The following is a 20,162-nucleotide window of genomic DNA, read 5'->3' on the forward strand; positions in this document are numbered from 1 at the left end:
ACAGCCCGCTCAGGGGGCGCCGTCATTGAGCTGCTTGCGAATGTGATGCTGCAAGACCGCCAGCATGGAGGCGCCGGAGAGGCCTATCATCAGGGCGCCGTTGACCGCCTCCAGCGGCCCAAGCAGCTTCCACTGCGGGCTCATGACGATGTCGCCATAGCCCAGGGTGGCGAAGTTGACCCCGGAGTGGTAGACGGCCTCCTGCAGGGTGTCGAACTCCCCGAGCCACAGGAAGAGCCCTCCCCAGACGCCGATCTGGGCCAGGTTGCCCAGCATCACCAGGGTGATGATGCCAAACAGCGCCAGCATGCCGGCCACCACCCCTTCACGCTTGCCGACCCGCTTGATGTAGAAGCGGATGCACCAGACGGACACCAGGGATTGCAACAGCATGTTGATCAGGATCACCGGGATGCCGACCATAAAAATGAGAAACATGTCAGTCTCCTAACTTGGCTTCTGCCAGCGGGCGGCCGACCGGCCACCACTGCTCGAGCAGCAAGATACACAGCCAGCCATAGCCGGCCACCACCAGATAGAGGCCGCAACGCATGGCGGCCGCCAACCACACATCCTTGCCGGTGGCGCTGTCCTCGATGGCCGGGCCAAACAGGATGAGCGCCGTGATCCAGGCGTTGCTCCAGAATGAGGGCGGGAAGCGCCCCGCCACCAGCCGGATCAGACGCCGCGCCAGCCACAGGGTCATCAGGGAGAGCATCAGCACCAGCATCAGGAGGGAGGGCCAGAGGCTGAGTCCCATCCAGAGTGCGAACGCCAGCAGGGCGCCCGCCAGGGTCGAGAGCACCAGCTCCTGGCCCGCCTGTCTGGCGTTGAGGGAGGTGCTCTGCTGGGCCAGCGCCACCGTCTTCATCACCGCCGGAATGTAGAACGCCGGGTTGCCGAGGGCCAGCAGCCACACCGGCAGCACGATGGCGACGGCGCGCAGCGCCAGCCGCTCGGGATGTTCGGGAGGCAATGGCACCGGCCTTGCCGCCCCCCCTGTCACCGGCAGGGGGGGGAAGAGCGCGTGGGCCATGCGGTTGACCAGGGTGCCTATCAGGATCCCCAGTCCCATCATCTGGGCGATGGCGATGGCAAGGGACTGCTCGATGAGCCCGGCCACCGGGATCACCGTGATGGCCATGATGAGCAGCATGGCGGCGGCCCCCTTGCCGGCCATCGACTGCTGCATCAGCAGGTAGAGCAGCAGGGCGATGAGCAGCACGGCCGCCAGGGCATAGTGGGTCAGCAGGGGGACCAGCAGCACCCCGGCGGCCATGATCCCCAGCAGCAGTAGCCCCCCTGCCAGCCCCTTTTTCAGGCCAAGGGCCTCCCCGGGTCGGCACAGCACCACCCAGGCCATGATGACGCCGAGGTGGGGCATGGGCAGGGCCAGGCCGTAACAGATCCCCGTCGCGAGTCCGATGCCGGTGCCAATGCGCAGTACAGCCCTGTCGGCGTTATGCATATGGCGCCTCAATAGAGGAAGGAGAAGAGGCTCATCAGCCGGATATAGAGCGCCCCCAGGAAGTGCATCACCCCGCTCTCGCCGGTGTAGACCAGCACATCGGCCTGGCCGCCGACCCGCAGCGCCTCGACCGGCGGAAAGTCGTCACTCTGGAAGGCGATCTTGACCGGGAAACGCTGCGCCTGACGCAGCCAGTCGCGGTTGTTGTCCACAGTGGGCAGGGCACCGGCGGGCTGGCTCTTGCCATCGCCCACCCCGTAGCCGACGCTGCGGATCTCCCCCTTGAACAGCTGTCCGGGCAGGCTGTCGAGCAGGATGGTGACCTTGTCCCCTGGCCGAATGTTGCCGAGGTTGTTCTCCGTCAGATCCGCCGACACCCAGACGTCGTGGATGGCGATCAGTGTCATGGCCGGTGCGCCGGCCCCGATGAACTGGCCTGCATCTGTGCTCAAGTCGGTGATGAGCCCCCGACCGGGTGCCACCACTCGGGTGTTCTGGCGATCCAGCTGCGCCTTGTGGACCGCCGAGCGGGCGCTGAGCAGCTGGGAGTTGTCATCGCCGCTCGCTCCGGCGGCCTCGATGGCGCGGCGGACGTCGGCCTCCGCTGCCGCCACCTGGCTCTTGGCCGTCTCGCGGCTGGCCTGGGCCACCTCGAGGCGACGCACCGAGATGGCGCCCGGATCCTCGCGATAGAGCCGCTCCTGACGCTCCGCATCCTTGGCCGCGTTGTCATAGGCGGCGCGCATGGCCATCAGGGAGGCCTCGGCCGCCTTGACCCCTTCGGTGTTCGCCTTGACGCCGCTCAAGACCGTCTGGTAATCGGATCTGGCCTTGGCCAGGGCGATGTCATAGGGCTCGGGATCGATGTCGAACAGGGGGGAGCCTGCCTCCACGTCCTGATTGTCGTGAACATAGACCCGCTTGATCTGGCCGGACACCTCGGCGGCGACGGGGACCACGAAGGCCTGCACCCGGGCCTGGGAGCTGTATGGCGTCAGCCGGTCCGCCAGCAGATACCAGATGAGCAGGAGGAGGATTGCAGCCAGCAGCCCAAGGGTGGCGCGGCGGCTGGCCTGGCCGGGAGATGCAGTGCTGTCAGTCATGGGGGCTTGCCTTCTGTGTCATGGGGGAGTGGGTTGCGTCGAGCAGGGGAGCCCAGTCGGCGCGCGTGCGCAGCTGGGCCTCCACCTCGGGGGTCACCAGGGGACGTTCGCGCCCCTGTTCCCAACCGCCACCCAGTGCCTTGTAGAGCGTGATGAGATCCCGCATCCGGGCGCCACGGCTGTTGACCAGGCGCTCCTGCTGGTTGAACAGGGCGCGCTGGGAGTCGAGCACCCGCTGGAAGTCCGCCATCCCCTCGCGATACTGGGTGTTGGCTATCTCGAGGGAGCGGCGGGCGGCCTCGCCGGTCTGGGTCAGCAGGACGATCTCGTCCTGGCCGTTGGCGTAGGCCACGGCCGCGTCATCCACCTCGCGGGCCGCCTTGAACACGCTGTCACGATAGCGCTCGTGCAGTTGCTGGAAGCGGGCGTCCTGCACCAGGATCTGGTTGCCGAGCCGTCCCTGATCGAGCAGGTTCCAGCTGAGCGAGGGACCGACGGCCCAGGAGAAGGTGCCGCTCTCCCCATTGGTGGCGTTGACGCCCAGGGTGCCCAGCAGGGTGATGGAGGGGTAGAGCTCGCTCTCGGCCACGCCGATCAGGGCAGACTGGGCGGCCAGTTGCCGCTCCGCGACCCGCACGTCGGGACGCCGGCGCAGCAGATCGGCCGGCATCTCGGTGACCAGGGCCAGCTCGCCCTGGGGGATCTTGCCGGTGTTGGTGGCCATCTCGGGCAGGGGGCCCGGGGGCCTGGCAATCAGGGTCGAGAGGGCATTCTGGCTCTGGCGCAGGCTGGTCTCGAGTTGCGGAATGCCGGACAGGGTGCCGAGGTACTGGGTCTTGGCCTGCTGCACGTCCAGCTCGGCGCTGTTGCCGCTCTTGAACAGCCGCTCGGTGATCTCCAGGCTACGCTGCTGGAGGCGGGCATTCTCCCGGGCTATGTAGAGGCGAGCCTCCACGGTGCGGATGCTCACATAGAGCTGGGCCACCTGGGCGGCCATCAGCACCTGGATGTCATCATACTGGGCCAGGGTGGCGAAGTAGTTGGCATCCGCCGCTTCGATGCCGCGTTCGAACTTGCCCCAGAAGTCGAGCTCCCAGCCGAGGTTGAACCCGGCGCCATAGCTGCTGCCGGCGCTGCTGTGGCCGCCCCGGGTCTGCCCGGCTTGCAGGAACTCGCCCGTGCCCACGGTGGCCTGGGGGCCGAGCAGGCTCTCGGCAATGCCGAGCTGGGCCTGGGCCTCGAGGATCCGCAAGCCGGCGATCCGCACATCCGGGTTCTTGCGCAGCGCTTCCTCGACCAGGGCACTCAGCACGGGGTCGTTGAGGCGGTTCCACCATTGGCGATAGTCGGCGGTCGCACTCGCCTGCTGACCCTCGCTGACGCTGTGCCAGCCGGCCATCTCCTCGACTCTGGGGGCCTGATAGTCGGGGCCCAGCACTGTGCAGGCACTCAATAACAGGCATGCGCCCCCCGTGAACAGGGGGCGCATGTTGTGACGTTGGACGGCCATGGGGTTATTTATCCGCAGAAGCCAGACCTTCGTTGACCCAGGCCATGAAGATGCGATAGCCGATGGAGAGCAGGGTGGCGCCGATGAACATGCCGAGTATGCCACTGGTCGCCATGCCGCCAAGGGCGCCCAGCAGCACCACCGGCATGGGGGCATCGACACCGCGACCCAGCAGCAGCGGCTTGAGCACGTTGTCGGCCATGCCTGCGACGATCAGCAGGACGCTGTAGATGATGTTCACCGCAGTGCCGTGATCACCCGTGCTCCACATGTAGGCGATGGCGGGAGCCGTCACCAGGATCACGGGCACCTGGGCGATGCCGAGGATCAGCGCCAGGACGAAGAAGATGCCGACCGCCGGGATCCCCGCCAGCATCATGACGATACCCGCCAGCAGCGCCTGGATGAAGGCGACCCCGATGACCCCTTGAGCGACGGCACGTATGGTGCTGGTGCACAGCTTGGTCAGCGCCAGCCCCTTGCGTTCATCCGTGATGCGCATGGCGATGCGATCGGCGCTCACCGCACCCGGTGCGCCCCAGGCCATGATGATGCCGGCCACGATGAAGGAGAAGACGAAGCCGAGCAGGCCACCCCCCATGCTGGCCAGGATGCCGACGACCTTCTTGGCGAGATCCCCGAGCTGCGGCTGGTAGCTGATGATGAGGCTGGGCAGGTCCACCGAGGCCTTCAGCCAGACGGCATGGAGCTTGGCGCCCACCAGCGGGATGTCGGCGATGTCGGCGGAGGGGGCCGGGATCACCAGGGTATTGTTGTTCACCTTGTCGACCAGGGCGCTGACGCTGTCACCCAGGGAGCTGACCATGACCACGGTCGGGGCCACGATGAGCAGCACCCCCAGCAAGACCAGCAGGGTGGAGGCCTTGCCCTGCTTCCCGCCCAGGCGCGCGGCAAAGCGCTGGTGGAGGGGATAGAGGGTGACGGCCAGGATCAGCGCCCACAGCATCATGTTCATGAAGGGGGAGAACACGGTGAAGCAGAAAGAGCCCAGTGCCAGGATAAGGCCAAACTTGATGAACATATCCAGGAATCTGGCAACCAACCTTTTTTCGACTATGGACAGATCGTTATTTTCCATTCTGGTATGACTCCGACGGGGGATGAGCACACAACCATGCTGGCCCAACATAGATGTCGGGCCAGCAGGCATGGGTTGTGCAGTAATAAATAACACTGAGTTCAGCGCGTGGGGGCACGCTGACCTTGCCTGCATTTAATGTATGGCACAGGAACTCAATGTTTAAAAAATATTTAACCGATTGATATTAGGTTGATTGCTTCTACAACTTCAGCGGGGCCAGAGAGTAAAGAGTCCCCTCGTGCCGCACAAGCGAACAGTTGTTCCCAGTTTGGCTTGGGTTCAGAAAACGGGGAAAGTTTTCCTATCTAAAATAGCCGCCCAAAAAAGAGCCCCGAATGGGGAATATTATTGCCTGCTCATAAATAGCTATTTCTGCTGCCAGCAACGGCATGCCGTGGATGATGTGCCCACCGCACTGAGTTTTGTGTTAATGGGGGGGACGTTTTATCCTATTGGCTCCTGCGCCGCACTGGCGGCGACTCAACCCGGGATCAAATCTATGCGTCTCCTCAAGCCCTCTCCTGTGTCTCGCGTCCCTCGTCTGCTGGCCTCGTTACTGGCGGGTGTGGGGGTTCTGCTGCTGACAGGCTGCGGCCCGGACACCCCGGCCCCCGCATCCTCCCCAACCGAGGTGCAGCAGGAGGCCGGGGCACCGACCTCAGTGGTGCAGGCCAATGCTCGCCAATATCGCGATGCCCCGGCGCTGGCGCTGGTCTTCTCCGGCCCCTTGGCGCCCAAGGCAAACTGGCAGAGCTGGCTCACGGTCAGCGAAGGGGGCAAGCAGGTGCAGGGGGAGTGGATCCTGGCCGACGATGGCCGCACCCTCTATTTCCCGAACGTCCAGCCTGACAGAAGCTACGAAGTGAGTCTCAAGGCGGGGCTGGGCCCATCCCCCCAGAGCTGGACCCTCAAGACCCGACCGCTGGAGGCGGGGGCCTCGTTTACCGCCAGCGGCATGGTGTTGCCGCTGCGCGACGAGCTGCGCCTGCCCATCAGCGCGGTGAACGTGGACGAGGTCAACATCGACTTCTTCCGGGTCGATGCAGAGTATCTGCCTCGCTTCCTGGCCGAGTATCGCCCCGGTGCCGGCATGGGCAACTGGGATCTGGAGCAGGTCACCCGGCGAGCCAAGCGGGTGTTCAGCGGTCGCTATGCCCTGGAACTCGATGCCAACCGGCGCGAGACCCGCCTCATCAATGTGAAGGAGCCGCAGCTGGCCGAGGCTGGCGTCTACTTTGCGGTGATGTCTCCCCTTGGCAACTACGACTGGCGCAAGGAGACCACCTATTTCGCGGTGAGCGACATGGGGCTCAGCGCCCGCCGCTACCGCGATCAGCTGGAGGTGTTCGTCAGCTCCCTGGCCAGCGCCGACCCCCTCAAGGAGGTGCAGCTCTCCCTGCTCGACGAGAAGGGCAACCGGCTGCAGGTGCAAAACACCGATCCCCAGGGCCATCGCCGCTTCGATCAGGTGCAGGGGGCCCGGCTGCTGCTGGCCGAGCAGGGCAAGCATCTGGCTGTGCTGCGTCTCGACGGGGCAGCGCTCGATCTCTCCACCTTCGATCTCGGTACCCAGCCCTGGCAGGCCCAGCAGCTTTATCTCTTTAGTGGGCGGGATCTCTACCGCCCGGGCGAGCGGCTCGACAGCGAGATCCTGCTCAAGGGGCAGGATGGCCAGTTGCTGCCGGGCATGGCGGTGGAGCTGGAGGTGAAGCAGCCGGACGGCCAGCTGCTCGAACAGAAACGGCTGCTGCCCGATAGCCTTGGCGCCGCCCACTATGGTCTGCGTCTGCCGGACGATGCGCCGCTCGGGCGCTGGACCATCAACCTCAAGACTGCTGCCGGCAGCCGCTTCGAGTGGCCTTTTCTGGTGGAGGAGTTCTTGCCGGAACGGTTGAAACTGCAGCTTGGCAAGGGGCCGGATGGGGAAGTCACGAGTCTGGACGCCGCCCTCACTCTGCCGCTGCAAGGGGACTATCTCTACGGTGCGCCAGCGAGCGCCACCAAGGCCAAGGCGGAGGTGAAGTTAAGCCGCGCCACCATGCCCTTTACCCAGTGGCAGGAGTTCACTCTGGGTGACGTGCAGCTCGCCGAGCAGGCCAAAGAGCCGGAGCCCCTCAATATCACCCTGAATGAACAGGGGCAGGGGACCTTCTCGCTGGCTGATGAACTTGATGGGGTGCGCGCCCTCGGGCCGCTGGAGGTGGCCTATCGGGTGTCGCTCGCCGAGCCCGGCGGTCGCGCCGTCAATCGCAGCCGTACCCAGTATGGCTGGCCCGCGGGTAGCCAGTGGCCTGCGCTTAAGGCCGACTTTGTGGCAGATCGGGTGGAAGGGGGCAAGCCGCTCCCCTTCCAGATCCTCAACCTCGATGAGCAAGGCGAGCCGGTGGTGGGGACTGTGAAGGTGCGCCTCATCAACGAGTACCGCGACTACTACTGGCACTACGCTGATGGGGAGGGGTGGAAGTACGAGTTCAACAGTCAGCCCTATCTGGAGCAGGAGCAGACCTTGCAGCTGGATGGCAAGGGGCCGACCCCGCTCACGCTGCAGCTGGCTGCGGGCTGGTATCGGTTGGAGGTGGAGAACAGTCAGGGCCATCAATCCAGCCTGCGGCTGGAGATAGGCAGTTACGCCTGGGGCGGCGGTGGCGAGCAGGCGCGGCCCGACAAGATTGCCATCACCCTCGACAAGCGCGCCTATCAGGCGGGTGACAAGGCCAAAGTGACGTTGGTGGCGCCGCGCCCCGGCAAGGGGTTGCTGATGGTGGAAGATGGCGACGGCCTGCGCTGGTGGCAGCGTATCGAGCTCAAGGGCGCCGGCGACGATGCCAAGGATGCCCGCGGCGAGTTCGAGATCCCGGTCAGCCCCGAGTGGCAGCGTCATGATCTGCATATCTCGGCCCAGATCGCCGCGCCAGACAGTGACTCAAAGCCGGTGAGCCAAAAGAGTGTGCAGAGCCTGCGCTCGGTCGGTCTGGTGCCGCTCACCCTGGACCGGGAAGCGCGCCGTCTTCCGCTTACCCTGAGCGCACCTGATAAAGCGGTGCCGCTCACTCGACTGGAAGTGACCGCGACCTCCACCCCCAACAGTCAGGGCCGCGTGGTGCTGGCTGCGGTGGATCGGGGCGTGCTCAATATCAGCGACTACCAGCCTCTCGACCCGTTCGAGATCTTCTTTGGTCGCAAGCGCTTCTCCCAAGATTTGTTCGACAACTACGGCCAGGTGATCCCGCTCCAGGATGGCAAGCTGGCCCGCCTCAACTACGGGGGGGACCGGGCACCGCTGAAAAAGGGTGGCGCGCTGGAGAGCCGGGTCGAGATCGCCGCGCTCTGGAGCGGCGAGGTGAGTTTTGACGAGCAGGGCAAGGCGGTGATCCCGCTCGAACTGCCCAACTTCAACGGCGAGCTGGCGCTGATGGCGCTGGCCTGGAACGAACAGCAAGTCGGTGAGGCCGAGCGCGCCGTCAAGGTGGTGGCACCCCTGGTGGCCGAGATTGGCTGGCCGCGCTTTGGCGCCAGAGGGGATGAGACCCGGGCGCTGGTGCAGCTGCGCAACATGAGCGGCGAGGATCAGACCCTTTCTCTTGCCTGGACCCTCAATGGCGGGCTGAAAGCAAACGGCGAGCTGCCCGGCACCCTTGCCCTTAAAAACGGCGAGGAGCAGTGGCTGACCCTGCCGCTCACCGTGACCGGGGCAAGCGGCGTGGCGAGCCTGCAGTTGGCGGCCAGCGGCAAGGATTTTGCCATCAGCCGCGACTGGACTCTGCCGCTGCGCTCCCCCTGGCCTGCCGAGACTCGCCAGCGCTACCAGATGTTGCCCCCCGGCCAGCAGATGAGCTTTGCGCCAGCTGAGCTGGTCGGGCTGGATCGCGGCAATCTGCAGGGGCTGCTCAGCCTCTCCGGCACTCCGCCCTGGGATCCGGCTGCCCAGTGGCAGGCGCTGGCCGACTACCCCTATGCCTGTCTGGAGCAGACCCTGTCCCGCGCCTGGCCTTACTTGCTGACCACGGCGGATGAGCGGGCCGCCTGGAGCAACCCCGCAGAGGGCAAGAAAGCGGTGAGCGAGGCTGACCTGCAGCGCGCCCTGCTGCAACGGCTGCAGCGGTTGCAACTGCCAAGCGGCGGCTTTGGCCTCTGGGATGGCCGCTCCGACGAGGAGCAGTGGCTTACCGCCTATGCCGCCGACTACCTGCTGGCCCGCAAGGAGGCGGGTGATACGGTGCCGGAGGCCATGCTCAATCAGGCCTTGAATAGGCTGCAGAGCTATCTCACCGACAGCCAGTACGGCGAGCGCTGGAGCAGTGCCCCCGAGCACAGCCGGCTGGCCTATCAGGCCTACAGCGCCTATGTGCTGGCCCGGGTGGGCAAGGCGCCGCTCGCCACCCTGCGCCTCATCTGGGAGCAGCAGGCCGATCACGCCCGCTCGGGCCTGCCGCTCTTGCAACTCTCCCTGGCGCTCTCGGCCATGGGGGATGAGCAGAACGCCGCCAAGGCCCTTGCCCGGGCATTGGCGACCGAGCGCGGCGACGACTATCTCGGGGATTACGGCTCGCCCCTGCGCGACCAGGCCCTCGAGCTCTCCCTGCTGCGCCAGCACAAGCTGGCCGAGGAGCGCTGGCCTGATCTCAGCGCCAAGGTGGCCGACACCCTGGCTCACCGTCAGTGGCTCAGCACCCAGGAGCGGCTCGCATTGCTGCGACTGGCGCAAGTTGATCCTGCCGCCGACTGGCAGGCCAGGGTCGATTCACCCCTTGGCAGTGACTCTCTGAGCGGTTCGGCTCCGCTGCAACTGGGCGCCCCCGAGGCGCTGGCGGCCAGCGTCGTCACCAACGAGGGCAAGGGATCCCTCTATGTGCAGCGCACTCTGGTCGGTTATCCCGAACAGGCTCCTGCCCGGTTGAGTCAGGGGATAAGCGTGACCCGCAGCTGGTTCAACAGCGAGGGTCAGCGTTTTGACCCGACCAAGGTACGGGTCGGCGATCTGGTGGTGGTGCGGCTCAATGTCAGCAGTGAATCGGCAGTGCCCGATGCCCTGCTGGTGGAGATGGTGCCGGCAGGCTTCGAGCTGGAGAACCCGGCTCTTGGCAACAGCATCAAGCTCGAAGAGCTTTCGATTGAGGGGAAACCGGCGTGGCAGAGCGAGTGGAACGACTACCTCAAGCATCAGGAGTTTCGCGATGACCGCTATACGGCGGCGCTGGATCTGAGCGCCGGGAGCAACCAGCAGCTGGTCTACCTGATGCGGGCGGTGACGCCGGGTCGCTATCAGGTACCACCGACCCAGGTGGAGGATATGTACCGGCCTGAGCTCAGGGCTGTGGGTGAGGATATCCATGAGGTAACTATCTCTGAGTAGCTGGCGCTTGATGAGTAGCAGACGCCCTCTGAGTAACGTCCCTTCCCTCGAGCGGGTTCGCCCGCTCACTTTCTGGCAGCGTGGCTGGCTGCGACTTTGTCACGGTGGCCGCGTCTGCCTCGTCTGGTTGGGCCGTCTGCCACGCTGGCTGCGCTGCTCGGTGCTGGGCGTTGTAGCCCTGTTCCTGTCGCTGCTGGCGCTCGATCGCATGTTCCCGCCGCCACCGCTCGACCCCGCCTATGCACGGGTGGTGCTCGACATGAAGGGGCGGCCGCTGCGCGCCTTTGCCGACACCAGCGGCGTGTGGCGCTACCCCGTGACCCTGGAGCAGGTCTCCCCCCGCTATATAGAGGCGCTGTTGGGCTACGAGGATCGCCATTTCTGGCGCCATCCCGGGGTCAATCCGGTGGCCATGGTGCGCGGGGTCTGGCAGTGGTTGCGCCATGGGCGCGCCGTGTCGGGTGGCTCGACCCTCACCATGCAGGTGGCCCGCCTCATCGAGCCTTACCACAGGAGCGTGCCCGGCAAGCTGCGCCAGATGGCGCGCGCACTGCAGCTGGAGTGGCACCATGACAAGCGCACCCTGCTCACCGTCTACCTCAACCGGGCGCCCTTTGGCGGCAATCTGGAGGGGGTGCAGGCGGCAAGTTTTGCCTATCTTGGCAAGAGCGCCGCCAAGCTGACCTATGCCGAGGCTGCTCTGTTGGCGGTGCTGCCGCAGGCTCCCAGCCGCAACCGGCCGGACCGGCATCCCGAGCGGGCCCGCGCCGCCCGGGACAAGGTGATGCAGCGACTGGTGGCACAGGGCGTCTGGCCCGAGCAGGCGTGGCAGGAGGGGCGCATCGAGCCGGTGCTGGCCCGCGGCCACTTCACGCCGATGGAGGCGCCGCTGTTTGCCCGTCTCGCCGCCGACAATCAGGCCGGGGCGCTGGTGCACACCACCATAGACGGGGATCTGCAGCGCTGGCTGGAGGGGCGGGTGGCAAGCTATATCCGCCGCTTCCCCGAGCAGACTTCCGCCGCCTTGCTGCTGGTAGACAACAGCACCATGGCGGTGCGCGCCTATGTGGGCAGCGCCGAGTATGGCAATTTGCGCCGCCACGGTTACCTCGACATGGTGCAGGCGATCCGCTCCCCCGGCTCTACGCTGAAGCCTTTTATCTATGGTCTGGCCCTGGACGAGGGCTTGGTGCACTCCGCCTCCCTGCTCTCCGATGCGCCGAGGCTGGGGTCGGACTATAGACCCGCCAACTTCTCCGGCGCCTTTCAGGGGCCGGTAACCCTGACCCAGGCGCTGCAGCAATCCCTCAACGTGCCGGCGGTACAGGTGCTGGAGGCGCTTGGGGCCGACAAATTGGTCAGCCGCCTCGACAACGCCGGGGTGCGGCTCGCGCTTTCGGACAAACCCAACCCGGCCATTGCGCTGGGGGCGGCGGGCATTCGGCTCGAACAGCTGGTGGCGCTCTACAGCGCCCTCACTCGGCAGGGGCAGGTGGCCATGCCGGTCTGGCTGGCGGGGCAGCAGGCGGTGTCACGCCCCTTGCTGAGCCCGGGGGCGGCCTGGATCATCTGGCAAATATTGAGCGCCCAGGGACGGGCGGATCAGCCCTTTGCCAGCGAGGCGACCGGCCGGGTCAACCGGCTTGCCTGGAAGACCGGCACCAGCTATGGCTATCGCGACAGCTGGGCCATGGGGGTCTCCGGTCGCTGGACCATAGGCGTCTGGCTGGGACGCCCCGACGGCACCCCCATGCCCGGTTTTTACGGCCAGAGCGCGGCGGTGCCGCTGCTGCTCTCGGTCTACTCGCGCCTGGCCGACAACAGCCCTCTGCCGGAGCAGCCCAATACGGTGAGCGAGGCGGAGATCTGCTGGCCGCTGGGACGCAAATCGAGCGCGACCCTGCCAGAGGCGTGTCTGCAGCGCCAGAGTGCCTGGCTGCTGGAAGGGCGCGATCCCCAGACCTTGCCGGATCCCATGGACTGGCCTTCGCCGTTGCGGCAGGTGGCATTGACCGCCGAGGGCAAGCCGACCCTGGCCCGTTGCCAGGATGCGGCGCAATCCGGCGTTCGGGCGCTCTGGCCGCTCTCGCTGGAGCCCTGGCGGGTGCCAGGAGAGCGGCGCCAGTCGCTGCTGGCAAGCGGTTGTGCAGGGGAGGGACGAAGCGCCGAGCTGCAGGCCCCCATTCGCATCCTGGCACTGGGGGAGGGGAATCTTATCCGCAGTCAGCGCTATCGGTTGCAACCCAAAGTGCTGGGGGGCGTGGGCAAGCCGGCCTGGTTTCTCAACGGACAGCGGCTGCGCTGGGACGGGGATCAGGTGCTGAGCGAGGCGGGGCGCTACCAGCTGGTGGTGGTGGACGAGGCGGGCAACAGCGATCGCATCGAGTTTCGGTTGGAGAACCCCTCCTGAGAGAGGCGAGTCAAAGGGGCTACCCGTTCAGGGCGACAATATTTTGACGGCAGCCTCTGTGCCTAAGCTGGCTCAGGGTTTGACCTGACCCAGCCGGGTGAAGAAGTGCTGGCTCTTGCGCTGGTGGAAGTGGCTCTTCTTGATGGGATGGAAGACCAGAGTGCTGTCGGGATGACTCTCCTTGAGCCTGTGGATCATCGCCATGGCGGGCAATGAGCAGCTGACCAGGGTGGTGAGCGGCAGGCTGCGAGTCTGCGGGCCCAGCAGCTGGTTGAGCCCCTGCTGCGCCTGCTCGAAGCGGGCCAGTACCTCAGGGTCGGCGTAGCCGCTGCCAAGCATGGCGAGCAGGGCATCCAGAGCCTGGTGGAAGGCCGCCAGCTGCTGGCGAAAACCGCTGCGCCCGCGCAGGGCAATCAGCTCCGCAAAAGAGATCTCGGCGAGGTGAGTGGGCACTTGCAGCGGGATCTCGAGGTGGAAGCAGTCCTGACCACCGCGATTGTGGTAGCGGGATTCGAGCAGGTGAAGCAGCCGGTCGAGATAGTCGTGATCCGTGATGAGGGCCCCCTCATTGGCGAGCGCCCACTCACGGGCGAGGCGCATGGAGAGCAGGTTGGCGAAGCGCCGCGCCATTCTTATCCCCCCATCATCCTGCGTCGCAAAGCCCTGGCTCAGGCAAAAACCGTGCAGCCGCTCCAGACCTGGCTGGGCGGGGCAGAAGCAGTCGTGGTTGGCACGCTGGCGCCAGCGCGTGATCAGCTCCTTGTTGCCAAACACCTTGTGACGGACGAAGTCGGGGGCGACAAGGCCGGCAATCTGGCTCTCGACCTGGGGCGTGATGGCGGCAAAGAAGGCGGGCTCGGGCGGTTCGGTCAGCAGGTCGCTCTGCTGGCGCAGGGTATCGAGCAGGGCGGTGAGGCCGCTCTTCTCGCTGACGGTGAAGACGAAGGCGAGCCGCTCCAGATAGATAAGAGCAAACTTGAGCCAGAGTTCATCCCGTACTTCCATGCCGGGGTAGTAGATATAGGTCTTCATCGGATCGTCAGGGTTCAAGCCGGTGGCCAAGGCGCAGGCTCGGGAATATACGCAAGATTGCCGCCTTGCGGCAAACATTGCGTGGGAAAATATGCCGTCGCCTGGCCAGTAGGCGCTGGCGCCAAACTTCTGATATAATTCGCGCCCTTAAATCAAGGCCACCCGAGTCAACACCATGAAGTTCATTATCAAGCTGTTCCCCGAAATCACCATCAAGAGCAAGTCAGTGCGTCAGCGTTTCACCAAGATGCTGCAGGGCAACATCCGTAACGTGTTGCGCCGCTTTGACGAAGACGCCCGCGTGCGGATGGACTGGGACAAGCTGGTAGTGAGCTCCCGCAACGATCAGTTCCACGCCCAGTATCTCGAGACCCTGGCCTGTATCCCGGGCATCCAGTACTTCCTCGAAGTGAAGCTGAGCAACTTTACCGATCTGCACGACATCTTCGAGCAGACCCGCGCCGTCTGGGGTGATCGCCTGAAAGGCAAGACCTTCTGCGTGCGCGCCCGTCGCGTCGGCAAGCACGACTTCAGCTCCCTGGAGCTGGAGCGCTATGTGGGTGGTGGCCTCAACCAGCACTGCGAAACCGCCGGTGTGCGCCTTAAAAAACCCGATATCCAGGTCAACCTGGAAGTGGAAAACGACGAGCTCTACATCATCAGTGCGGTCCACCACGGCATGGGGGGCTTCCCCATGGCGACCCAGGAGGACGTGCTGAGCCTGCTCTCCGGTGGCTTCGACTCCGGCGTGGCCTCCTACCAGTTCATCAAGCGCGGCTGCCGCGTGCACTACTGCTTCTTCAATCTGGGGGGCGCCGCCCACGAGATCGGGGTCAAGCAGGTCGCCTATTACCTGTGGAACAAGTTCGGTGCCTCCCACAAGGTGCGTTTCACCGCCATCGACTTCGAGCCCGTGGTGGCCGAGATCCTCGAGAAGATCGACAACGGTCAGATGGGGGTGGTGCTCAAGCGGATGATGATGCGTGCCGCCGGCCAGGTGGCGGACACCTTCCAGATCCCGGCCCTGGTGACCGGCGAGTGCGTGGGCCAGGTTTCCAGCCAGACCCTGACCAACCTGAACGTCATCGATCGGGTGACCGACAAGGTGATCCTGCGCCCGCTCATCACCTGGGACAAGCCGGACATCATCAGCGAAGCCCGTCGCATCGGCACCCTGGAGTTCGCCGAGACCATGCCGGAGTATTGCGGTGTCATCTCCAAGAAGCCGACCGTGAAGGCCGAGCTCTCTCGCATCGAGGCGGAAGAGGCCAACTTCGACTTCGCCATCCTGGACAAGGTGGTGAGCGAAGCCCGCTATCTCGACATCCGCCGCATCGGCGAGGAGACTGCCGCCCAGGTGCAGGAGGTGGAGACCACCCAGGTGCTGGCCGCCAACGAAGTCATCCTGGACATCCGCTCCAGTGATGAGCGCGACGAGAAGCCGCTGGTGGTGGAAGGGCGCGACGTACTGCACATCCCCTTCTTCAAGCTGGCAACCGCCTTTGGCGATCTGCCGAAAGAGCAGACCTACCTGCTCTATTGCGATCGCGGTGTGATGAGCAAGCTGCAGGCGCTCTATCTGAAAGAGCAGGGCTTTGACAACGTCAAGGTGTACCGCCCCTGATAGCGGTGCCCATGCGCCCATAAAAAAATCCGGCCAAGGTGCCGGATTTTTTTATTTCACATGTTCGGTGATGATCAGGGGCAGGGGACGGGGGTAAAGGTCTCCTGGCCATGGCAGCGCCAGCCCATCTCGGCCTGACGCATCTGCCACAGGTTGTTGCTGCGAAACAGGGTCAGGATGTAGATCATGTCGCTCTTCTGGCCATCGAAGGCCACCGAGAGCACCAGATCGTTGTCCAGTTGCTGGGCATGGATGCGGGTGGGCACGTCTTCATGACCCACGAAGCGGCGGGCCACTTCGCGATAGTCGTTGACCCAGCCCTGCTGACTGCTGCTCGCCTGACGGATCTGCTGGTTGAACTGCTGCACCGGGGTGGATGCCAGGCGCCCGAACAGGGCCTGCGCCCCCGCATGAGCCGCTGCCACCATCATCAGAATCAGCGTGGTAATGAGCCCAAGTTTTTGCATGAGGTAATCCGGCTTGAAACGACCACTCTATGACAACAGAAAAGCGGGCTTGGTTCAATCTTGCCCCTGCAAGGGTGGGATCTCGCCCACCCAGCCCAGGTTCAGTTGCGCTGCAACGAGAAGGTCGGCAGGGAGAGGTGCCAGTAGATGGCGGCCACGCGCAGGCCAAAAACGGCCGTCATGCAGATGAGCATGGCGGTGACCCTGTCCATGTTGACCTCCAGCGCCAGGGTATAGAGGATGCCCCCCAGGATGCAGGCGGTGGCGTAGATCTCCTTTTGCAGCACCATGGGCACTTCCCGGGCCAGCACGTCCCGGATCATGCCGCCAGCAACCCCTGTCATGGTGCCCATGAGCACCGCAATCAGCCCTGAGGTGCCAAAGTTGAGCGCCTTCTGGGCGCCTATCACGGTAAAGAGCGCCAGCCCGAAGGCGTCGGCCACCGGCAGCACATACCAGGGCATGCGGCGGGGCAGCTTGACCATCCACATGCCGATGAGGGCTGTGGCGATCACCACCCAGATATAGAGGGGGTCGCGTACCCAGAATACCGGGGTGGCGCCCAGGATCATGTCACGTATGGTGCCACCACCGATGGCGGTCACCGCGGCCAGCACCATGACGCCGAAGCCGTCCATTCGAAGGCGCCCTGCCACCAATACCCCCGAAAACGCGAATACCGCAGTACCAAACATGTCGCTGATGTAAACAATCTGCTCAACCAGTGTCTGCATGGAGAACAACTCACGTCCAATTAATGATGGGGCGGCGATTTTAGGGGCAAGGGGCGCGTGTGAGCAATGCCGGTATGCAAAAGTGGGAGCCAGAGCGGGTTTCTGGGGGGCAGGGGAGGACGGGTGACTGGCAGCACAGACCCAGCGGGTGCGGGATCTGGCCACCTATCTGCGGGTCGGTTGGGGGTCAGCGACAAAAATTCTGATTTTTTTCTCAAGGCAGGGAAATAGAGGCCGATATATAGGTTAGGCGGCGATTACTGCCAAAAAGGCAGAAAAAAGAAATTAAAGTCTTACCAAACAGCGCCGTTAACTAAACATATCAGGCACAAAACAAAATAAAGCCTGAGTGAATTAAAGATAAAATTTAATAGCTTAGGAGAAAAATTATGAGTCTGTATATCAATACCAACGTTTCATCGCTCAACGCTCAGCGTAACATGATGAACAGCACCAAATCTCTGGACACCTCCTACACTCGTCTGGCCTCTGGCCTGCGCATCAACAGCGCCAAGGACGATGCGGCGGGTCTGCAGATCTCCAACCGTCTGACCTCCCAGATCAACGGCTTGGATCAAGGCAACCGCAACGCCAACGACGGTATCTCCGTTGCCCAGACTGCTGAAGGCGCCATGGATGAAGTGACCTCCATGCTGCAGCGGATGCGTACTCTGGCCCAACAGTCTGCCAACGGCTCTAACAGTAAAGATGACAGAGATGCATTGCAGGCCGAATACAAACAGCTTTCTACCGAGATAAACCGTGTTGCCAACGACACTACTTTTGGTGGTCAGAAACTGTTGGCTGGGGATTATAAAGGTACTTTCCAAGTAGGGGCTGATGCGGGTCAGACCATCTCCTTCAAGATGACCACTGCCTTTACCATGTCTGGTATTGCCAGTGTTACCAAAGGGAGTGCGACAGTTACTGCTGTAGTAGCCTCAACCGATACTACAGGTGCCGATGCTTGGGTCGTAGCGGCCGCGACAACTGCTGTTACTTGGTCAACCATTAGCGACATTTCAGGTTCAAGCGACTCCAATGCTCAACTGGCGTTTGCCAACTTGGACAAGATGATCCAGGTGGTAGACAGCAAACGAGCCGAACTGGGTGCTGTACAGAACCGGTTCGACTCCACCATCCGCAACCAGGCCAATATTTCGGAAAACGTCAGTGCGGCCCGCTCCCGTATCCGCGATGCAGACTTCGCGACAGAGACGGCCAATATGACCAAGCAGAACATCCTGCAACAGGCGGCTTCCAGCATCCTGTCCCAAGCGAACCAGCGCCCGCAGTCTGCGCTCTCTCTGCTGCAAGGCTAAACTGACTGATTGCAAGAAAAAGAAAAAGGGCGGTTGTTCAGGCCGCCCTGGTAAACAAGATGGAACAATGGGGTGTTCGGATTTACGCCTTGTCCTATCGAAAGAGAAGTTCTCTTATTGGTATACCCCTCGAGTGTTGCGCAGATCGTTCACTCTGTCACCCTCGAGGTTGTTCTCCTGAGCGTAAGCTCTTCTTTGGCCGACACATAGTCGGCCTTTTTTATGGACGCCATAAAATCGACGGCCCATAATCTTAAGCACAATGTGTGCCAACTCATCATGCTCAAGTGTTCAACATGCAAGTACGGCGGCAATTGAGAGGCGCTGCTGTCGTGATGGTGTTGCTTTTTCTTGTCATCATCTTGGGCGGAGAGCGTTTGCCTCTTTGTTGATGAGGGCGGCAATAAATTTCCTAAAGCTTCCGATGGGGCTGCCGCTACATAATATGAAGCAAATTGAGGGGTGTTCGGAAAACCAACATTTGCGCAACTGCGGGTCCAATGTCCGTTCAAACAGAGGACCCGCCAGATGGTACAGACCGTTCAATCTGTCCGTCTGAACGGTGGGATCCTTGTTTTGTAGACACAAGCAGAGCCCGCAGTTTCTTGTTCATCAGGAGAAATCTTTTATGGCCATGTATATCAATACCAATACTTCATCATTGAACGCCCAGCGTAACTTGATGAACACCAACAAATCTCTAGATACCTCTTACACCCGCTTGGCATCCGGCCTGCGTATCAACAGCGCCAAGGACGATGCAGCGGGTCTGCAGATCTCCAACCGCTTGACCTCCCAGGTGAATGGTCTGGATCAGGGCAACCGCAACGCCAACGACGGGATCTCCGTCGCCCAGACTGCCGAAGGGGCCATGGATGAAGTGACCTCCATGCTGCAACGGATGCGTACCCTGGCTCAGCAATCCTCTAATGGTTCCAATAACAAGGATGACAGGGATGCGTTGCAGTCTGAGTACAAACAATTGACCACAGAAATCAACCGGATCGCGGGTGATACCACTTTCGGTGGTCAGAAGTTGCTGGATGGCAATTACAAGGGCTCTTTCCAGGTCGGAGCTGATGCGGGTCAGACCATCTCCTTCAAGATGACCACTGCTTTTACCATGTCCGGTATTGCCAGTGCCACCAAAGGCAGTGCAACTATTGCAACGGCCACCAACTCGGCCGCCAGCACTACAGCTGATGCTTGGGTAGTAACTGCTGCAACCACGGCCGTCTCATGGTCTACTATCAGTGACATTTCTGGTTCAACAGATTCCAACGCTCAATTGGCTTTCGCCAACCTGGACAAAATGATCCAGGTTGTAGATAGCAAGCGAGCCGAATTGGGTGCGGTGCAGAACCGCTTCGATTCGACCATCCGCAACCAATCCAATATCTCCGAAAACCTGAGTGCAGCGCGCTCCCGTATCCGTGATGCGGACTTCGCGACCGAGACTGCCAACATGACCAAGCAGAACATCCTGCAGCAGGCGGCTTCCAGCATTCTGGCACAAGCCAACCAGCGGCCGCAGTCAGCACTGTCCTTGCTCGGCTAATCGTAGACAGCTAGCTGATTGATATGGGAGAGAAGAGATGACAACTGAACTCGGAAATCTGTCATCTGTCAGTGGCGCTTCCGTACAGCTAAGTGACAAGAGCGGCCAAGTGGCCGCTCAATTGCTTTCTGGTGCGGTGGAAGAGGCCAAGGCTTTACAGCAGGATCAAAAGGGCGCAAATGGACTTGAACGTTCAGGGCAACAGATTCAGGCTGATATCGAAAAGCAGGTACAAAGTTTGCATGAGTTTGCCCAGCTTCAAGGCTGGACAGTGAACTTCAGCGTGGAAAAAGAGCTGGAACAGGTGGTGATCAAGGTGATGGATGCTGATACCCAATCGGTGATCCGTCAGATCCCCAGCGAAGAGCTCATCGCTATCAACAAGCGGATCCTGGCTCTGCAACAGGGGCAAGCAGGAGCAAACCCAAGGATTGGCTTGCTGTTCGACAGCGAGATATGAGCGATTCATAACGAATAGG

At 62.7% G+C, this 20,162-nt stretch carries 14 protein-coding genes; 6 read left to right on the top strand and 8 right to left on the bottom strand.

What is annotated here, in order from left to right; all coding sequences use genetic code 11:
- Window positions 1–9: 9 nt before the first annotated feature.
- From AAHB08_RS02145 to AAHB08_RS02165, 5 genes are read right to left on the bottom strand one after another with little or no spacing between them, the layout of a single operon-like run.
- Window positions 10–438, bottom strand: a complete 429-nt coding sequence (locus AAHB08_RS02145; RefSeq protein ID WP_342057960.1) for an ion channel — start codon at window positions 436–438, stop codon at window positions 10–12.
- A 1-nt stretch (window position 439) separates the two neighbouring features.
- Window positions 440–1,468, bottom strand: coding sequence for a hypothetical protein (locus tag AAHB08_RS02150; RefSeq protein ID WP_342057961.1), 1,029 nt, complete (start codon window positions 1,466–1,468; stop codon window positions 440–442).
- A gap of 8 nt (window positions 1,469–1,476) precedes the next feature.
- Entirely contained in the window at window positions 1,477–2,571 is a 1,095-nt protein-coding gene (locus AAHB08_RS02155; protein ID WP_342057962.1) for an HlyD family secretion protein, read from the bottom strand.
- A complete protein-coding gene (locus AAHB08_RS02160; protein WP_342057963.1) occupies window positions 2,564–4,081 on the bottom strand; it encodes a TolC family protein in 1,518 nt (505 codons plus the stop codon). The genes AAHB08_RS02155 and AAHB08_RS02160 overlap by 8 nt, the downstream gene beginning before the upstream one ends.
- Window positions 4,082–4,085: 4 nt before the next feature.
- The gene (locus tag AAHB08_RS02165) at window positions 4,086–5,123 is read right to left on the bottom strand and encodes an AI-2E family transporter (RefSeq protein ID WP_342057964.1); all 1,038 of its coding nucleotides are present in this window, start codon (window positions 5,121–5,123) and stop codon (window positions 4,086–4,088) included.
- Between the two features lie 559 nt (window positions 5,124–5,682).
- Here AAHB08_RS02165 and AAHB08_RS02170 point away from each other — a divergent pair.
- Window positions 5,683–10,536, top strand: a complete 4,854-nt coding sequence (locus AAHB08_RS02170; RefSeq protein WP_342057965.1) for an alpha-2-macroglobulin family protein — start codon at window positions 5,683–5,685, stop codon at window positions 10,534–10,536.
- Window positions 10,537–10,546: 10 nt separating this feature from the next.
- Window positions 10,547–12,946: a penicillin-binding protein 1C gene (gene pbpC / locus AAHB08_RS02175; protein ID WP_342057966.1), complete on the top strand. Its 2,400-nt coding sequence runs from the start codon at window positions 10,547–10,549 to the stop codon at window positions 12,944–12,946.
- Between the two features lie 72 nt (window positions 12,947–13,018).
- Here the strand turns inward: pbpC and AAHB08_RS02180 are convergent, their stop codons facing one another.
- Window positions 13,019–13,978, bottom strand: a complete 960-nt coding sequence (locus AAHB08_RS02180; RefSeq protein WP_342057967.1) for a hypothetical protein — start codon at window positions 13,976–13,978, stop codon at window positions 13,019–13,021.
- A 175-nt stretch (window positions 13,979–14,153) separates the two neighbouring features.
- On the opposite strand from AAHB08_RS02180, the gene thiI reads away from it, so the two are divergent.
- Window positions 14,154–15,602 carry a tRNA uracil 4-sulfurtransferase ThiI gene (gene thiI, locus AAHB08_RS02185; protein ID WP_139434152.1) on the top strand — a complete coding sequence of 483 codons (1,449 nt, stop codon included), beginning with the start codon at window positions 14,154–14,156 and terminating at the stop codon, window positions 15,600–15,602.
- Window positions 15,603–15,676: 74 nt separating this feature from the next.
- On the opposite strand, the gene AAHB08_RS02190 is transcribed toward thiI, so the two are convergent.
- Window positions 15,677–16,069 carry a hypothetical protein gene (locus AAHB08_RS02190; protein WP_342057968.1) on the bottom strand — a complete coding sequence of 131 codons (393 nt, stop codon included), beginning with the start codon at window positions 16,067–16,069 and terminating at the stop codon, window positions 15,677–15,679.
- A 101-nt stretch (window positions 16,070–16,170) separates the two neighbouring features.
- On the bottom strand, window positions 16,171–16,803 hold the full coding sequence (locus tag AAHB08_RS02195; protein ID WP_025326511.1) for a trimeric intracellular cation channel family protein: 633 nt from the start codon (window positions 16,801–16,803) through the stop codon (window positions 16,171–16,173).
- A 389-nt stretch (window positions 16,804–17,192) separates the two neighbouring features.
- On the opposite strand from AAHB08_RS02195, the gene flaA reads away from it, so the two are divergent.
- From flaA to AAHB08_RS02210, 3 genes are all read left to right on the top strand, one after another.
- A complete protein-coding gene (flaA, locus tag AAHB08_RS02200) occupies window positions 17,193–18,125 on the top strand; it encodes a flagellin A (RefSeq protein ID WP_283941508.1) in 933 nt (310 codons plus the stop codon).
- Window positions 18,126–18,753: 628 nt separating this feature from the next.
- A complete protein-coding gene (flaB, locus tag AAHB08_RS02205; RefSeq protein ID WP_342057969.1) occupies window positions 18,754–19,683 on the top strand; it encodes a flagellin B in 930 nt (309 codons plus the stop codon).
- Window positions 19,684–19,720: 37 nt separating this feature from the next.
- Complete coding sequence (locus AAHB08_RS02210; RefSeq protein ID WP_342057970.1) at window positions 19,721–20,143, top strand: flagellar protein FlaG; 423 nt, start codon at window positions 19,721–19,723, stop codon at window positions 20,141–20,143.
- The last annotated feature ends 19 nt before the right edge of the window (window positions 20,144–20,162 follow it).

The organism is Aeromonas sp. OTU364 (assembly GCF_038440395.1).
GTDB lineage: Bacteria > Pseudomonadota > Gammaproteobacteria > Enterobacterales > Aeromonadaceae > Aeromonas.

Bases quoted from the DNA above. Each gene is read 5' to 3' on its own strand.
- AAHB08_RS02190 (WP_342057968.1), bottom strand. From the start codon at position 16,069: ATGCAAAAACTTGGGCTCATTACCACGCTGATTCTGATGATGGTGGCA.
- flaB (WP_342057969.1), top strand. From the start codon at position 18,754: ATGGCCATGTATATCAATACCAATACTTCATCATTGAACGCCCAGCGT.
- AAHB08_RS02160 (WP_342057963.1), bottom strand. From the start codon at position 4,081: ATGGCCGTCCAACGTCACAACATGCGCCCCCTGTTCACGGGGGGCGCA.
- AAHB08_RS02145 (WP_342057960.1), bottom strand. From the start codon at position 438: ATGTTTCTCATTTTTATGGTCGGCATCCCGGTGATCCTGATCAACATG.
- AAHB08_RS02180 (WP_342057967.1), bottom strand. From the start codon at position 13,978: ATGAAGACCTATATCTACTACCCCGGCATGGAAGTACGGGATGAACTC.
- AAHB08_RS02155 (WP_342057962.1), bottom strand. From the start codon at position 2,571: ATGACTGACAGCACTGCATCTCCCGGCCAGGCCAGCCGCCGCGCCACC.
- flaA (WP_283941508.1), top strand. From the start codon at position 17,193: ATGAGTCTGTATATCAATACCAACGTTTCATCGCTCAACGCTCAGCGT.
- thiI (WP_139434152.1), top strand. From the start codon at position 14,154: ATGAAGTTCATTATCAAGCTGTTCCCCGAAATCACCATCAAGAGCAAG.
- AAHB08_RS02165 (WP_342057964.1), bottom strand. From the start codon at position 5,123: ATGTTCATCAAGTTTGGCCTTATCCTGGCACTGGGCTCTTTCTGCTTC.
- AAHB08_RS02170 (WP_342057965.1), top strand. From the start codon at position 5,683: ATGCGTCTCCTCAAGCCCTCTCCTGTGTCTCGCGTCCCTCGTCTGCTG.
- pbpC (WP_342057966.1), top strand. From the start codon at position 10,547: ATGAGTAGCAGACGCCCTCTGAGTAACGTCCCTTCCCTCGAGCGGGTT.
- AAHB08_RS02210 (WP_342057970.1), top strand. From the start codon at position 19,721: ATGACAACTGAACTCGGAAATCTGTCATCTGTCAGTGGCGCTTCCGTA.
- AAHB08_RS02150 (WP_342057961.1), bottom strand. From the start codon at position 1,468: ATGCATAACGCCGACAGGGCTGTACTGCGCATTGGCACCGGCATCGGA.
- AAHB08_RS02195 (WP_025326511.1), bottom strand. From the start codon at position 16,803: ATGCAGACACTGGTTGAGCAGATTGTTTACATCAGCGACATGTTTGGT.